The organism is Microbacterium sp. MYb54 (genome assembly GCF_002979515.1).
In the GTDB taxonomy this organism is placed as follows: Bacteria; Actinomycetota; Actinomycetes; order Actinomycetales; family Microbacteriaceae; genus Microbacterium.
Genome location: NZ_PCPA01000006.1, coordinates 161,536 through 176,622, shown reverse-complemented (window position 1 = coordinate 176,622; position 15,087 = coordinate 161,536). Strand labels below are relative to the sequence as shown.

General features: G+C 68.5%; 18 protein-coding genes. 12 read left to right on the top strand and 6 right to left on the bottom strand.

Features of this window, described 5'->3' with window-relative positions:
- Positions 1-49: 49 nt before the first annotated feature.
- From CQ040_RS09145 to csrA, 12 genes are read left to right on the top strand one after another with little or no spacing between them, the layout of a single operon-like run.
- The gene (locus tag CQ040_RS09145) at positions 50-298 is read left to right on the top strand and encodes a flagellar FlbD family protein (RefSeq protein WP_105527293.1); all 249 of its coding nucleotides are present in this window, start codon (positions 50-52) and stop codon (positions 296-298) included.
- A complete protein-coding gene (locus CQ040_RS09140) occupies positions 298-1,107 on the top strand; it encodes a motility protein A (protein ID WP_028502277.1) in 810 nt (269 codons plus the stop codon). The genes CQ040_RS09145 and CQ040_RS09140 overlap by 1 nt, the downstream gene beginning before the upstream one ends.
- Complete coding sequence (locus CQ040_RS09135; protein WP_105527294.1) at positions 1,104-1,913, top strand: flagellar motor protein MotB; 810 nt, start codon at positions 1,104-1,106, stop codon at positions 1,911-1,913. Before CQ040_RS09140 ends, CQ040_RS09135 begins: the two co-directional genes overlap by 4 nt.
- A gap of 49 nt (positions 1,914-1,962) precedes the next feature.
- Positions 1,963-2,895 carry a flagellar motor switch protein FliM gene (locus CQ040_RS09130; protein WP_105527295.1) on the top strand — a complete coding sequence of 311 codons (933 nt, stop codon included), beginning with the start codon at positions 1,963-1,965 and terminating at the stop codon, positions 2,893-2,895.
- Positions 2,892-3,551: a flagellar motor switch protein FliN gene (fliN, locus tag CQ040_RS09125; RefSeq protein WP_105527296.1), complete on the top strand. Its 660-nt coding sequence runs from the start codon at positions 2,892-2,894 to the stop codon at positions 3,549-3,551. The genes CQ040_RS09130 and fliN overlap by 4 nt, the downstream gene beginning before the upstream one ends.
- Before the next feature lie 14 nt (positions 3,552-3,565).
- Positions 3,566-4,048 carry a flagellar biosynthetic protein FliO gene (gene fliO, locus CQ040_RS09120; RefSeq protein ID WP_105527297.1) on the top strand — a complete coding sequence of 161 codons (483 nt, stop codon included), beginning with the start codon at positions 3,566-3,568 and terminating at the stop codon, positions 4,046-4,048.
- Positions 4,045-4,860: a flagellar type III secretion system pore protein FliP gene (gene fliP / locus CQ040_RS09115; protein ID WP_105527298.1), complete on the top strand. Its 816-nt coding sequence runs from the start codon at positions 4,045-4,047 to the stop codon at positions 4,858-4,860. Before fliO ends, fliP begins: the two co-directional genes overlap by 4 nt.
- Positions 4,857-5,129 (top strand): flagellar biosynthesis protein FliQ, encoded by a 273-nt coding sequence (gene fliQ / locus CQ040_RS09110; RefSeq protein ID WP_028502271.1) that lies wholly within the window; start codon positions 4,857-4,859, stop codon positions 5,127-5,129. The genes fliP and fliQ overlap by 4 nt, the downstream gene beginning before the upstream one ends.
- A gap of 4 nt (positions 5,130-5,133) precedes the next feature.
- Entirely contained in the window at positions 5,134-5,895 is a 762-nt protein-coding gene (locus CQ040_RS09105) for a flagellar biosynthetic protein FliR (RefSeq protein ID WP_105527299.1), read from the top strand.
- Positions 5,892-6,983, top strand: a complete 1,092-nt coding sequence (locus tag CQ040_RS09100) for a flagellar biosynthesis protein FlhB (protein WP_028502269.1) — start codon at positions 5,892-5,894, stop codon at positions 6,981-6,983. The genes CQ040_RS09105 and CQ040_RS09100 overlap by 4 nt, the downstream gene beginning before the upstream one ends.
- Positions 6,980-9,040, top strand: coding sequence for a flagellar biosynthesis protein FlhA (locus tag CQ040_RS09095; protein ID WP_105527300.1), 2,061 nt, complete (start codon positions 6,980-6,982; stop codon positions 9,038-9,040). Before CQ040_RS09100 ends, CQ040_RS09095 begins: the two co-directional genes overlap by 4 nt.
- Positions 9,041-9,044: 4 nt before the next feature.
- The gene (gene csrA, locus CQ040_RS09090; RefSeq protein ID WP_105527301.1) at positions 9,045-9,296 is read left to right on the top strand and encodes a carbon storage regulator CsrA; all 252 of its coding nucleotides are present in this window, start codon (positions 9,045-9,047) and stop codon (positions 9,294-9,296) included.
- A 12-nt stretch (positions 9,297-9,308) separates the two neighbouring features.
- Here csrA and CQ040_RS09085 read toward each other — a convergent pair whose 3' ends face one another.
- The 6 genes from CQ040_RS09085 to CQ040_RS09060 all read right to left on the bottom strand — a co-directional run bounded on the left by CQ040_RS09085 (position 9,309) and on the right by CQ040_RS09060 (position 15,048).
- A complete protein-coding gene (locus CQ040_RS09085) occupies positions 9,309-10,445 on the bottom strand; it encodes a hypothetical protein (protein ID WP_105527302.1) in 1,137 nt (378 codons plus the stop codon).
- Positions 10,442-12,040, bottom strand: coding sequence for a cell wall metabolism sensor histidine kinase WalK (locus CQ040_RS09080; RefSeq protein ID WP_105527303.1), 1,599 nt, complete (start codon positions 12,038-12,040; stop codon positions 10,442-10,444). Before CQ040_RS09080 ends, CQ040_RS09085 begins: the two co-directional genes overlap by 4 nt.
- A 212-nt stretch (positions 12,041-12,252) precedes the next feature.
- Complete coding sequence (locus CQ040_RS09075; RefSeq protein ID WP_105527304.1) at positions 12,253-13,095, bottom strand: response regulator transcription factor; 843 nt, start codon at positions 13,093-13,095, stop codon at positions 12,253-12,255.
- On the bottom strand, positions 13,092-13,589 hold the full coding sequence (gene tsaE / locus CQ040_RS09070) for a tRNA (adenosine(37)-N6)-threonylcarbamoyltransferase complex ATPase subunit type 1 TsaE (protein ID WP_105527305.1): 498 nt from the start codon (positions 13,587-13,589) through the stop codon (positions 13,092-13,094). The genes CQ040_RS09075 and tsaE overlap by 4 nt, the downstream gene beginning before the upstream one ends.
- On the bottom strand, positions 13,586-14,692 hold the full coding sequence (gene alr, locus CQ040_RS09065; protein WP_105527306.1) for an alanine racemase: 1,107 nt from the start codon (positions 14,690-14,692) through the stop codon (positions 13,586-13,588). Before alr ends, tsaE begins: the two co-directional genes overlap by 4 nt.
- Positions 14,689-15,048 (bottom strand): holo-ACP synthase, encoded by a 360-nt coding sequence (locus CQ040_RS09060; RefSeq protein ID WP_105527307.1) that lies wholly within the window; start codon positions 15,046-15,048, stop codon positions 14,689-14,691. The genes alr and CQ040_RS09060 overlap by 4 nt, the downstream gene beginning before the upstream one ends.
- Between the last annotated feature and the right edge of the window lie 39 nt (positions 15,049-15,087).

Sequence of the window (15,087 nt, the reverse complement as noted above, 5' to 3'; positions counted from 1 at the left end):
CGGGTCCGTGCTCCCCGGAACGCGGACGGATCTTTCCAGGATGGAGCCCATGATCGTCCTCACGCGCCTGAACCGTTCTCGGTTCGCGGTGAATCCCGACCTGATCGAACGTGTCCAGGCGACGCCGGACACGACGCTGATCATGGTCGATGGCGCGACCTTCGTCGTCACCGAGACGATGGACGACGTGATCGCGCAGATCACCCGCTTCCGCGCCGGAGTGCTCGCCGCAGCCGCCGCCATGATCAACGCTGCCGGAACGGATTCCGCGGCCCCCGCTTCTGAGGCCGGTCTCTGATGGATCCGTCTCTCATCCTCGGGCTGGTCCTCGCGTTCGGCGCCCTGATCGCCATGATCAACCTCGAAGGCGCGACCATCGGATCGCTGCTGATCCCCGCCCCGATGGTGCTGGTCTTCGGAGCCACGATCGCCGTCGGCATCGCGAGCGGCACCGTGCGCGATGCACTGCATGCGGTCAAGTCGCTCCCCCGCGCCTTCCGCGGCGAGCGCCGCACCGCGTCGAGCATGATCGACACGGTGGTCGGCTACGCCGAGAAGGCGCGCGCCGAAGGGCTCCTCGCCCTCGAGCAGGGGCTGGAGGACGAGAAGGATCCGTTCCTGCGGCAGGCTCTGCAGAGCATCGCCGACGGCACGGATGCGGAAGACCTGCGGACCCTGCTGGAGGATGAGCTCACCTCGACCGCCGCCCGCAACCGCACCGCCTCACGCTTCTACATGACGCTCGGCGGCTTCGCGCCCACGGTCGGCATCATCGGCACCGTCGTCTCCCTCACGCATGTGCTGGAGAAGCTCGACAAGCCCGACACCCTCGGTCCCATGATCGCGACGGCATTCGTGGCGACGTTGTGGGGTCTGCTCTCGGCCAACTTCATCTGGCTGCCCATCGGCGGACGCCTCCAGCGTCTCGGCGAGCTCGAGCTCGAACGCATGACCGTGCTCATGGAGGGCATGCTCGCGATCCAGGCCGGCGCCCCGCCGCAGTTCGTCGGAGAGCGCCTGCGCGCCCTCGTGTCCGAGCGCCCCTCCGCCCGCTCCGGCCGTCACGCCCGCACCCGAGCAGCCGAGGAGACGGAGCAGGCGTCATGAGCGTCCGTGCCCGTCGCCGCGTGCCCCAGGAGGAGCACAGCGGTCCGGACGAGCGGTGGATGGCGTCCTACATGGACATGGTGACGGTGCTGATGTGCATGTTCATCGTGCTGTTCGCGATGTCGACCGTCGACCAGGAGAAGTTCGAGGCCCTCAGCGCCTCCCTCGCGACCGGCTTCGGCCAGGAGCCGTCCGACGACGTCGATGTCACGACGGGTGTGGTCGTGCCTCCTGAGCTGGTCGACGAGAAGGGCGAGGACTTCGCCGACGTCGACCTCGCCGCGGCGCAGACCGAGTTCAGTGAGCTCTCCGCCCTCCGCGAGCGGTTGCGCCAGGTGCTCGCCCAGAACGGACTCGAAGCCGATGTCACCTTCACGATCGACGAGCGGGGCCTCACGATCGGACTCGTGAGCGCCGAGACGTTCTTCACCACGAACAGCACGACCCTCAGCTCCACCGCCGTCCTGGTGCTCGATGCGCTCGGGTCGGTGCTGGTCACCACCCCGAACGAGATCTCGGTCGAGGGCCATGCCGACGTCCGCGGATCGGTCGCCCCCTACCCCACCAACTGGGAGTTGTCGTCGGGCCGTTCCACCCAGGTGCTGCGGCATCTCGTCGAGGCCTCGGGACTCCCGCCTGCACACCTGAAGTCGGTCGGATTCGGCGACACCCGTCCGGTCGCCGCGGGCGACGCGCCCGAGGCGCTGGCGCAGAACCGCCGGGTCGACATCGTCATCCTCTCCGATGCCAAAGAGGAGGTGCGCGCGCTCATCCCCCAGGCCCAGGCGGGAAAGCCGTCTTCCTGACCCGCTCTTCCACCTAACGCACGCCGATCACCGCCCGATAGTCCGGTTCGTGGTGATCGAGGACAGCGTGCGCTCAGATGTGCGCGCAGGGACGGCGACGAAGACCGCCGAAGTCGAGGTGTACGACTTCGGCCGCTCGGCGACCCTCTCGCGAGAGCACACCCGGTCCCTGGAACTCGCTTTCGAGACGTTCTCCCGGCAGTGGTCCGCCCAGCTCTCGGCGAAGATCCACGTACGCGCCACCATCGCCGTCGAGCACGTCGGCATGATGACCTACAGCGAGTACGCCCAGTCGCTGCCGACGACCACCACCATGATCGTGTGCGCGCTGCCGGACTCCGAAGAGCGCCTCATCGTGCAGCTGCCGACCTCCGCCGCAACGGCCTGGATCGTGCAGATGGTCGGCGGGCGAGCAGCGTCCGCCTCAGAGGAACGCACGTTCACCCCGATCGAGCAGGCCCTGATCAGGTCGCTGATCGTCGACGCGATCGACCACCTCACCGGAGCGCTGGACGGCCTGCTGCCGGTCGGGGTGACCGTGAGCGGCATCCAGTACAGCTCGCAGTTCGCCCAGGTGGCTGCGGCCGGCGAACCGGTCATCGTCGCGCGATTCTCGATGCGCCTCGCCGGCCGGACAGTGCCGACGAGCGTCATGCTGCCGGCCTCCGTCATCGCCGGCTTCACCGTGCGCCCCTCCGACACCGACCGTTCGGCGGCCCCGGGCCTCGTTCGCCGCCAGGTGGAGGTCACACCGGTCGAGCTCGCACTGCGACTGGCTCCGCGTGCTGTGCTGCCGCGCGAGGTGCTGGATCTGGCAGTCGGCGACATCATCGCGTTCCCGCACTCGGCCGACCGGCCGATGGTCCTCGCCGTCGACGACCAGATCGTCGCCACGGCCGCCGTCGGCAGCGCCGGGGCGCGACTGGCATGCGTCGTCACCACCACCGTTCCCGATCCCGCCTTCGCCGAGGAGCCAGCGTGACAACCACCACCACCTACGAAACCGCCGTCGCGGCCGCCTTCGCCGCGTCGCTGCCGACCGCCTCTCCTCTCGTCGCCCGCGCCTCGCAGGTCTCCGGCGACACCGGCGACGCCGTGATCGTGCAGTTCGTCGGCGAGGCGAGCGCGCAGTTGGCCGTGCAGCTGTTCGAACCCGAGATCCTCGTCGACGGCCTCGGTGGCACCCCGCTCACCGACCGGCTCCGCGATGCCCTCGACGCCTCGACGAGCGCTCTCGGATCCGGTGCCCTCGGCGACGCCACGATCGGCGATGCCTCGGCTCTCTTCGCCGACCCGGCAGCGCAGCTCTTCGACCTGCAGGACGACGCTGATCACACGATCGGGCGTCTCGCCGTGATCGTCACCCGCGCTCCGGCCGGAGCCTCGAACTCCTCGCGTCGGCTGCACCGCATCGCGGGCGTCGAGATGGAGCTCACGGTGGAGATCGGACGCACCAGGATGGCGGTGCGTGACGTGCTCGATCTGGAGCCTGGGCGCATCGTCGAGCTCGACCGCTCTGCCGGCGCTCCGGCCGACATCAAGCTCAACGGACGCATCATCGCGCACGGCGAGGTCGTCGTCGTCGACCAGGACTACGCGGTGCGCATCACCCGCATCCTCGAGAACGTCGAGGCCTGACCCTGGACGACCTCATGCTCGGCCTCCGGGTCGTGCTCTCGCTCGCGGCCGTGCTCGGGGTGCTCTGGTTCCTGCAGCGCCGCATCGCACGCACGCAGGCGCGCCGTCGCGACGGTGAGGTCATCACGGTGCTCGGACGCCAGGGCGTCGGCCCGAAGGCGCAGATCGTGGTCATCCAGACCGATGACGCCCGGTACGTCCTCGGCGTCACCGAGCACGGCGTGAGCGTCGTCGATCGACTGCCGGTCAAGGCCACCGGCCTCGCGGACGAACAGGCTCGTCCTGCGTGGTCGGAAGCCACATCGGACGCGGCCTCCGACGCCGAGGAGTTCGACCGCATCCTCGCCGCCACCGCCCTGACCGAGACGGCGCGCACCACGTCGATGGAACCTGCGCCTCAGCGCCGCGTGCGCCACCGCAACGATCCGCTGCGCGGTTCCATCCTCTCCCCCGAAACCTGGCGGCAGACCGCCGAGGCCATCCGGCGCACGCGATGAGCGCTCCCCGTGGGGTCGTCGACGGGCGAGCGCTGCGAAGAATCGCGCTGATCCTCGCCGCCGCATTCGCGCTGGTCGTCGTGATGACGCTCCTCACGGGCACCGCGGCCCACGCCCAGGTGACGCCGGATGATCCCGGTGAGGGCGTGACGATCGACATCAACGGGGTCGACGGCGGTCCCTCAGGATCGATCCTGACCCTGCTGGGCATCACCCTGCTCTCGGTCGCCCCGGCTCTGCTTCTGATGATGTCGTCGTTCACGAAGATCTTCGTCGTGCTCGCGATGACCAGGAACGCCCTCTCGCTGCCGACCATCCCGCCGAACCAGGTGCTGGCCGGCCTCTCGCTCTTCCTGTCGTTGTTCATCATGTGGCCGGTGCTCACCGAGATCAACACGGTCGCCGTGCAGCCATACATCGACGGCACCCTCACCTTCACGCAGGCGATCGACATCGGTCAGCTGCCGCTGCAGGAGTGGATGCTCCGCTTCACGCGCGAAGAAGACCTCGCCCTCATGACGCGGATGGCCGGTCAGCCCAACCCCGAGGACCCCTCGAGCGTTCCGATGTACACGCTCATCCCCGCGTTCATGATCTCCGAGCTGCGGGCCGCGTTCATCATCGGCTTCGTGATCTTCATCCCGTTCCTGGTCATCGACCTCGTCGTGGCTGCGGCCCTGATGTCGATGGGCATGATGATGCTCCCGCCCGTCATGATCTCGCTGCCGTTCAAGATCCTGCTGTTCATCCTCGTCGACGGCTGGGGGCTCATAATCCGTGCCCTCCTGGAGAGTTACGGAGGGGTCGGATGAGCCCGGAGGCTGTCATCGACATCGGCACCCAGGGGCTGATCATCGCGGCGAAGCTCGCTGCACCGGTCCTCGTCACCGCGCTCGTGGTCGGGTTCGCCATCTCGCTGCTGCAGTCCATCACCCAGGTGCAGGAGGTGACGCTGTCGTTCGTGCCCAAGATCGTCGCGGTCGGAATCGCGCTGCTCATCTCGGGGAACTGGATGATCGCGGAGATGATCGCCTTCACGAACGAGATGTTCGCCCGCATCCCCTCGCTGCTGAGCGGATGACCGCGTGTACATCCCGATCGACTTCGCCTGGCTGGAGGCCACGATGCTCGCCGCCGTGCGCATCACGGCGTTCATCATGATCGCCCCGCCCTTCTCCTACGGGGCGATCCCGGTGCGGGTGAAGGCGATGCTCGCGATCGGTCTCTCGCTCGCCGTCGGCACGGCCGTCGCCCCCGGCTACGAGAATCTCGACACCGGGCCCTTCCTCGGCGCCCTGGTGCTGCAGCTGGTCACCGGTTCCCTCCTGGGCTTCCTCGTGCTGGTGTGCTTCGCCGCCCTCCAGGCCGCTGGCAGCCTGATCGACGTGTTCGGCGGGTTCCAGCTCGCGCAGGCCTTCGACCCGCATTCGCTCGTGAACGGCGCCCAGTTCACGAGGCTCTTCCACCTGACGGCGCTGACCCTGCTCTTCGCCTCCGGGGGCTACCAGCTGATCCTCGCGGGTCTCGCCCGCAGCTTCGAGGCCGTGCCCGTCGACGGCATGTTCGAGATAGCAGGCCCCGCCGAGCTCCTGGTCGACGGTGTGACCCAGCTGATGCTCGCCGCCGTGCAGATCGCCGGCCCGCTCGTGCTCGTGCTGTTCCTCGCCGACGTCGGCCTCGGACTGATCACGCGTGTGGCACCGGCGCTGAACGCCTTCGCCATGGGCTTCCCGGTGAAGATCCTGCTGACGCTGCTGCTCGCCGGCACCGTCTACGCCGTGCTCCCCGGCATCGTCGATGCCCTCGCCGCACAGGCGCTGCGGATGATGCAGGGGGTGCACGAGTGAGCGGCACCGACAGCGGAGAACGCAGCGAGAAGGCGACCGACAAGCACCTCGGCGAAGCCAGGAAGAAGGGGCGTCTGTCGCGCAGCCAGGACCTCACGGCCTGGTTGGGGATCGGCGCAGCGGCCGTCACGATGCCCGCAGCCATCGCCCTCGGCGCATCAGCCGGCACGGAACAGCTGCTCACGCTGACCTCCCTGGTCGACGCCCCCACGCCTGAGGCGGCACTCGCAGCCCTCGGCCGGGGCCTCGCCTCGGTGCTCCCGACGCTCACGGTGATGCTGGCCGCCGTCGCCATCGTCACGCTGATCGGAGCCGTCATCCAGGGTGGCGTGCACCTGAAACCGCTCAACGGACGCTTCGAGCAGTTCAACCTCGTCAACGGGATCCGCCGGGTGTTCGGCATGCAGGCGCTCTGGGAGGGCGCCAAGGCCCTGCTGAAGACCGCCGCCATCGGCATCGCGCTGTGGTTCGTGATCGCGAGCCTGATGCCCGTGCTCACCGCCAGTGGAGCGCACTCGATCTCGCGTCTTCTCGGCACCGCGTCCGAGGGCACGATCGCGTTGCTGCAGACCGCGATCGGCGTCGGGCTCGCTCTCGCGGCGATCGACATGTTCGTCGTGATGCGCCGCAACCGCAAGCACACCCGCATGACCAAGCGCGAGATCCGCGACGAGAACAAGAACTCCGAGGGTGACCCGCTCATCCGCCAGCAGCGGCGTTCGCGTCAGCTCGCCGTCAGCCGCAACCGCATGATCGCCGCCGTCGCCGGCTCCGATGTCGTCGTGGTCAACCCGACCCACATCGCGGTCGCGCTGCGGTACGAGCCCGGCCGCGCAGCCCCCAAGGTCGTCGCGAAGGGCAGCGGCGTGATCGCGGAGCGCATCCGTGACGAGGCCGTGCGCGCAGGGGTGCCGCTGGTGCGCGAGATCACGCTCGCCCGAGCCCTGCACGCCGCGTGCCAGCTCGGCCAGGAGATCCCCGAAGACCTGTACAACGCCGTGGCCCGCGTGCTCGTGTTCGTCGACTCGCTGCGACGACGCGGAGCCGCCCGCGGCATCCACTCCCTTCCCTACCGGAGGACCGCATGAGAGCGCTGCTGACCAAGTTGATGGTGCCGATCGGAGTCGTGGGCATCATCATGCTGCTCGTCGTCCCGATCCCGCCGTTCCTGCTCGACATCCTCATCATCCTGAACATCATGTTCGCGCTCGTGATCCTGCTGACGTCGATGTTCGTGAAGAAGCCGCTCGACTTCTCGGTGTTCCCCTCGCTGCTGCTCGTGGCGACACTGTTCCGGCTGGGGCTCAACGTCGCTTCGACCCGTCTCGTGCTCGGCGAGGCGTACGCGGGTCAGGTGATCGAGGCGTTCGGGGCGATCGCCGTCGGCGGCTCGCTCATCATCGGTGCCGTCGTGTTCCTCATCCTCGTCGTCATCCAGTTCGTCGTCGTGACCAAGGGCGCCGAAAGAGTCGCCGAGGTCGGCGCCAGGTTCACTCTCGACGCGATGCCCGGTAAGCAGATGGCGATCGACGCCGACCTCAACGCGGGACTCATCACCGACACCGAGGCGAGGGAGCGCCGAGCCGAGGTGGCCGCTGAGGCCGACTTCTACGGCGCCATGGACGGTGCTTCCAAGTTCGTGAAGGGCGACGCGATCGCCGGGCTCGTCATCATCATCATCAATATCGTCGGCGGCATCGCGATCGGCATCGTGCAGCACGGCATGACGATCGATGAATCCGTGAGCACGTACAGCCTCCTCACGATCGGCGACGGACTCGTCACGCAGATCCCTGCGCTCCTGATGGCCGTCTCCACCGGCATGATCGTCACCCGCTCCACGGCCGAGGCGGAGATGGGCACCGCGGCATCGGCCCAGCTCGGCCAGTCCCGCAACGCGTTGATCATCGCAGGATGCGCGGCGATCATCATGTCGCTCATCCCGCACATGCCGATGTTGCCGTTCGTCGCGATCGGCGCACTGCTCCTGCTGATCGCACAGCGCATCAAGGCGAACCAGAAGCGCGAGGAGGCGGATGCGGCGCAGAGCCCGACCGTCGCACCGACCGATCAGCCGGAGGAGCTGATCGAGAAGATGCGGGTGCACCCGCTTGAGATCCTGCTCTCCCCCGACATCGTCGACCTCGTCACCGGCGGCCCAGACGACCTGCTGGCACGAGTGAAGGCCCTCCGTCGCCGGATCGCACTCGATCTCGGTCTCATCACCCCGCCCGTGCGCACCCGCGACAGCATCGAGCTCTCGCAGTCGACCTACGTCATCCGCATCGCCGGAGTCGAGACCGGCAGAGGCACTGCACCGGTCGGCTCGGTGCTCGCTCTGGGGCAGGGGCTCGATTCACTTCCCGGCAGCGCGACGCTCGATCCGGTGTTCGGGCTCGAAGGCAAATGGATCCCGATGGAGATGCGTCACAGCGCCGAGTTCTCCGGCGCCACCGTGATCGACCGCGCGAGCGTGATCATCACGCACCTCTCCAGCGTGATCCACGCGCACGCCGCACGCCTGCTCAGCCGTGAAGACGTGCGCCAGCTCACCGATGCCCTCAAGCAGGTCTCCCCCGCCGCGGTCGAAGAACTCACCCCGGCGCTCCTGTCGCTGGCCGAGATCCAGCGCGTGCTGCAGGGCCTTCTCGCGGAGCGCGTGCCGATCAACGACCTCAGCCGCATCTACGAAGCGCTCGCGCTGCGGGCCAGGACCTCCACCGACCCCGAGGGCCTGATCGAGGCGGCCCGCGGCGCACTCGGACCCGCGATCGCCGCCCGGTTCGCAGAAGCCGGCACGTTGCGCGTGGTGATGATCAACCCGCTCCTCGAACAGGCGATGCTCGAGAGCCTGCGTCCCGGCGACGACGGCACCCAGATCGTCTTCGATCCGCAGCGCATGGAGGCCGTGGTCGAATCCGTGAAGCAGGCCGTCTCCTCGGTGCGTGAAGGCGGGGAGCCGGTTCTGGTCTGCGCCCCGTCGCTGCGGCCGGCCGTGCGCCGCCTGGTCTCGGCCCAGACCGATGGGCTTCCGGTGCTCTCGTACACGGAGGCGACGTCCGCAGCCCTCACGATCGAGACCGTCGGAGTGGTGCGAGACATCCCCGCGCCGGCGGTCGGCGTCGTCCCGGCAGCACTAGGCTGAACGAATGCTGGTTTTGACGAGGCGGATCGGTGAGAGCGTACGCATCGACGGCGACATCGAGATCACGCTGCTCGAGATCAAGGGCGACAGCGTGCGGATCGGTGTGAAGGCGCCGCGCGAGACGCGTATCCAACGGACCGAGATCATCGAGGCGGTCGTCGCCGAGAACGTGTCGGCTGCGGCCGAGACCGGTGCCGGTGCGGAAGACGCGATCGCCGCTGCCCTCGCACGCAGTCGCGAGACCCGTACCTCGTAGCCCCAGCGCGTCTCAGACGCGCGTCAGATCCGCTGCCGTGGCCCGCTTCCACTGGTCGCCGCCGGCAGCCCGCGCCCTGGCCGCCGCCCTGCCCGCAGCGGCCACGAGCGCGTCGTAGTCGTAGCCGACGACCGATGCGGTAGCCCAGCCGATACTCGCAGACGACCTGATCCCCGTCACCGTTGTCTCTCTGTCGATCACCGAGATGCGCGTCAGGATCTCGCGCAAGTGGTGGCGCACCGACTCGTCGCCGCCGCGGATGACGACGATCGCGCGGCCGTCAGCGACCCGATCGGCGTCTGCCGACGCCGGGAGGGCCTCCTGGATGTCGTGATGGAACCGATCGACGATAAGGGCGAACGCCGAACCCGTCGACGCCTCTCTGAGGTCCTCGGGGTCGTCGAGGCGGATGTCGAGGATCGACCATGGAAGGTCCTTCTGCTCCTCGGCCTTGCGGAGCCGACGACGTGCCCGGTCCGCGATGTCGTCGGCGTCTTTCTTCTTCTGCTCCGACCGCACCATCAGCACCAGGGTGAAGGCCGCGCAGGTGCTCACCACCACGGTGCCGACGGCGTTCATCCCGCGCAGCGCACTCAGCTGAGCCTCGGTGCCGGCCCCACCGGATACCAGAGCGGATGCCGCGCTCACGACAGCGACCACGACGAAGCCGCATGAGGCGAGAGCCAGCGGAAGCTCGATGTCTCTGACCGCCGTCCTGTCGCGCAGCAGCTCGTAGGCCACCAGCCCCGCGAAGACGGCGCTTCCGAGGAAGACGAGCTGGAACGAGGGCAGGTACCAACCGCTGCCGGCCGTGGCCACCAGGAGCGTGGGGGCGATCAGGACGAACAGGATGACGGGCCACCAGCGCGCCCGCCGCCCCAGATGCATCCGCAGGCCGATCCAGACCAGTGGTTCGAAGCACAGCAGCAGCGCGGATGCCGCCCCTCGCAGCACCGGCTCCTCGGTCTGCTGGCCCGCGAGCCAGAGGTAGGCCCCCAGCATCCCCAGGCCGAAGGCCGCTCCCCAGGTCACGGTCGCCCTGCTCGGGCGCGCGAGTGTGGCGAGGCCGATCACCATGGCCGTGAGCACGGTGACGACGGCCACCATGCTCGTGGTGATGTCGACGTTGACGGGAACGAGAGGGCTCACGCCTGCACCTCCTCGAGGGAACGCGGCGGAAAGCGGAGTGTCACGCGGGTGCCGACCCCGATCTCGCTGGCAACGTCGATGCTTCCCTCGTGCGCGGCGACGATCTCCCGCACGATCCCCATGCCCAACCCCGTCCCGCTGATACCGGCGCGCACGGCGCTCTCCGTGCGGAAGTACGGCTCGAACACGCGTGACAGCTCCTCCGGCGTCATACCGAACCCGTCGTCGGCGATCGTGACCTGCGCCTGACCGGTGCTGGCGGTGTCGAGGCCGACGTCGATGCGCCCGCCGGCCGCGGTGTACTTGGCGGCGTTGCTGAGAAGGTTGTCGAGCACCTGTCGCAGCCGGAAGGGGTCACCGGCGATCACGAGACTCGTAGCGCCTGCGATCTCGAGCTGTTGCCTGTTGCCCGAGATGACCGGCGCATACGAGGCTGCGGCCGCTTCGACGACCTCGCGCAGATCCACGGGGGCGAACGGCTCCTGAGCGGCGCGACTCGTCTGCTGCAGGATGCTCGCGACCAGGTCCTGCATGCGCTCGCCCGCGTGCGCGATGATGTCGAGTTGCGCCGGCACGCGCCCTGGGAGGTCGTCGCGCTCACGGAGCAGTTCGACGTGGCCGATGATCGCGGTGAGGGGGTTGCGCAGCTCATGGGAGACGACGGCGTTGAAGGTGCGCCTCTCCTCGTCGACCTCGAGCAGTGCCGTCACATCATCGATCACGACGAGAGTGATGTCCTCACCCTCTCCCACGCTCGCCATCGGCTGCGTGCTCACCTCCAGCGCACGCCACTGTCCCGTGCCGTCGAACAGCCACACCCTCTCGGCATGCAGCTGCTCTCCGCCGGCGGCCCTGGCCAGCGAGGTGCGCGACGGCGGCAGAGCCGTGCCGCGCCTGGCGTCGTACTCGACCGCGGCCGAGGGCAGCGCGGCGCCGAAGCGATCGCGTCCGTAAAGCGCCCGATAGGCGTCGTTCATCTGGAGGATGCGTCCGCCCGCCGTGACGACGACGAGCGCGATGCTCAGCGCATCGACGATCTGGATGACTCGGTGCTGGTTCGCCTCGGCACGTTCGGCTGCGCGGTTGACCTGCTCGGAACGGCGTTGCAGGAGTCGGCGCGCGGCACGGGAGCGCTGCGAGCCGATGCGGACCGTCACGCCGAGGAAGCCCAGGGTGATCACGAGGGTGAGCAGCCGCAGCAGGATGTCGGCCGGGGTGCCGCTCTGGTCGGCGAACAGCACGAGGGTCGCGCTGATGAAGGCGATCCCGCCGAGAACCCAGGGCATCGTGAAGTACGTGGCCAGCCAGACGACGGGGAAGACCCAGAGGAAGCCGAGCCTGAGATCGGGGGCGTTGGTGGTGAGCCCCACCGCGAGTGCATCCAGGAGCGGCACGACGGTCGCCGCGGTGCGCGGGAGCCGATGCCAGGGCACGGCCAGGGTCACGAGGGTGGTGACGATCACGAGACCGGCACCGGCGACGACGAGCTGGTTCGCGAAGGTCTCCGGTTTGAACGCGGTGAGCATGACGACGATCGCCACGATGCTGCCGGTGAAGACGAGTTGCCAGCGCCAGATAGACACGGTGCGGACCATCAGCGCTCACCCTCTCCGTCGAACCTCAGCTTTGCCGCAAGATTACTCAAAGATCGTTCGAGCCCGCTCTTCAGGCGACCTCGCACCCCTAGCATTCTGAGTGGGGGCCGACACTGCGACTGGGGAACAACGCAGACGCTGGGGCCACGCGAGTGGGGATTCGCAGGCAACCGGGACCGTGGTTGGGGAACCACGGTCCCGCCCCTCGGCGTTCACGGACCATCGGCCGACGTGAGTCGATAGCCGACGCCGCGCACCGTCTCGATATACCGCGGCTGCGTCGTGCTGTCGCCGAGTTTTCGTCGCAGGTTCGCGATGTGCGTCTCTATCGCCCGTTTGTCCGGCTCGCTCACGTAGTCGTTCGACCCCTCGGGGGCGCCACGCAGCCCGCGGGCGAGATCCGCTTTGCTGCACACCCGGAGTCCGGCCTCGAGCAGCATCGCGAGCAGATCGAACTCGGTCGGTGTGAGGTCGATCCGCCGCTGTCCGATCAGGACCATCCGCGTGTCGAGGTCGAGGCTGAGGTCCCGATGCACTCGGCCCCGCCAGGTGAGGACAGTGGCTCCATCCAGCGCCTGGTCGGCGTGTGCCACCGACCGGAGGGCATCCGCGACTCGCGGTCCCGCGACCTGGGCCTCGGGGAGACCGGTGCCGGGAAAGCGAGGATCCGGAAGCCGGTGGCGCCGGAGCAGAGCCTCGATGCGGGCACGGAGCTCGCGCGGCCGGAACGGCTTCACGAGATACTCATCCGCTCCCGAGGTGAGCCCGAGCACGACGTCGGACTCGTCGGACAGCGCGGAGAGCATGATGATGAACGTGTCACTGATCCGCCGGATGCGCTTCGCGACCTCGAACCCGTCGATACCGGGGAGGTTGATGTCGAGCGTCGTGATCACCGGGTGGTGCTCTTCGATCGCCGCGAGCCCGTCCAGCCCGGATCCGGTGAGGATCGTCTCGAAGCCTGCCGCGAGGAAGACCTCGTCCAGCAGCGACCGCACGTCGGAGTCGTCTTCGATGATCACGGCGACCAGCGCGGGGTTCGCTCCTTGGGTCATGAGATGCTCTCGCGCACGATCGTCACGATCCGCGGTGCATCGGCATCGAGTTCCGAGGGGTCGAGTTCCGAGGGGTCGAGGTCCGATGCGCCGATCGGGCGCTCGAGCTCGATGTCCCACCAGGAGTCGGCCAGCTCCTCCGCCATGCCACGGCCCCACTCGATCACGACGACCGAGCGCTCGAGGTCGAGATCGAGGTCGTCGAGTTCTGCCGCCGACCCGAGCCGATACGCGTCGACATGCACGAGCGGCGCCCGGCCGACCAGCGACGGATGCGTGCGGGCGATCACGAAGGTCGGGCTCTGCACGGGGCCGCGCACTCCGAGCCCCTCGGCGAGTCCGCGGGTGAAGGTGGTCTTACCTGCTCCCAGAGGACCGGTGAGGATGAGGAGGTCACCGGGCTCCAGCTGTTCGCCGATCCGAAGACCGAGCTGCTCCATCGCCTCGCTGGTCGCGATCTCCCGGCGTCCGAGGAAAGCGGGATCGACACTCATACGGTCCGCCGGGGTACGCGCGGGCCGATGCGCGTCACGATCTCGTAGTTGATGGTGTCTGCCGCGTCCGCCCAGTCTGCGGCGGACGGCACCCCGAGAGTGGGATCACCGAACAAGACGACCTCGTCGCCGATCGACACCGGGGTGTCGCCGACGTCGACGATGAACTGATCCATCGCGATGCGTCCGACGTTCACGAACCGGCGCCCGCCGATCGAGACGGGAAGCCGGCCGGAGGCGTTGCGCGGCACACCGTCGGCGTAGCCGAGCGGCACGAGCACCAGAGTCGTGTCGCGGTCAGTGCGATGGTCATAGCCGTAGGAGACGCCGGTTCCGGCGGGAACACGACGGACGGCCGCGATCGCTCCACGGAGCGTCATCGCCGGGCGCAACCCGAGCTCGGCGGAACTGCGGTCGTCGAACGGCGACAGCCCGAAGAGCCCGACACCGATCCGCACGGCGTCGAGCCGCATCTCCGGCAGGTCGATCGCCGCAGCAGTGGCGGCGATGTGCCGGATCTCCGGGTGGATGCCGAAGGATTCCGCAGCCACGACCCCCTCCTGGAATTTCGCGAGCGCAGCTCTGTCGTCTTCCACCGAGGTGTTGGAGAGGTGGCTGAAGAGTCCGACGATGCGCAGGCGTCCGATGCGCTCGAGACGCGCGGCCTCGGCCAGCACCCGCCCCCAGTCCGCCGGGGCGATGCCGTTGCGCGACAGTCCGGTCTCGAACTTCAGGTGCACGCCGACCGGACGGTCGACCGCGGCTGCCGTGGCGGCTGCCTCGAGCTGGTCGAAGGATGAGATCCCGACCTCGATGTCTTGCGCGGCGGCATGCTCGAACCGCTCCCCCGGCGCGTGCAGCCACGCCATGATCGGGGCATGAACGCCCTGCCTGCGCAGCTCGAGCGCCTCGGGGATCTCTGCGACGCCGATGCGCGTCGCACCGGCGGAGAGCGCGGCGACGGCAGCGGCAGCCGCTCCATGTCCGTAGGCGTTGGCCTTGACGATCGCGATCACGTCCACGCCGGTGAGCCGGCGGAAGTGCCGCACGTTGTCGGCGATCGCGTCGAGGTCGATGGTCGCTTCACGGAACGGGACGGTCACAGCGGTGCTCCTTCGGCGACGACGAACGCGGCGGCGAGGCCGGCATCGTGAGTGAGGGTCAGATGAAGCGTGAGGATTCCCCGTTCCTGGACGACGGCTGCCGTCGAGCCGGAGAGAACGAAATGGGGGCGACCCGAGGGCTCCGATGCGATCTCGATGTCGGTCCAGTGCACACCGTCCGAGCCGCCGAGCGCTTTGATCAGCGCCTCCTTGGCGGCGTAGCGCGCCGCGAGCGACGGGAGTCGCAGAGCGCGCTCCGACGGGGCGAAGAGTCGCTCTCGCAGTCGTGGCGTCCGTGCCATCGTCCGCTCGAATCGCGGGATGTCCACGAGGTCGATGCCGGTGCCGATGATCACTCGCTCAGCCTATCGAGCATGCTTCCGGTTGAGATCGCC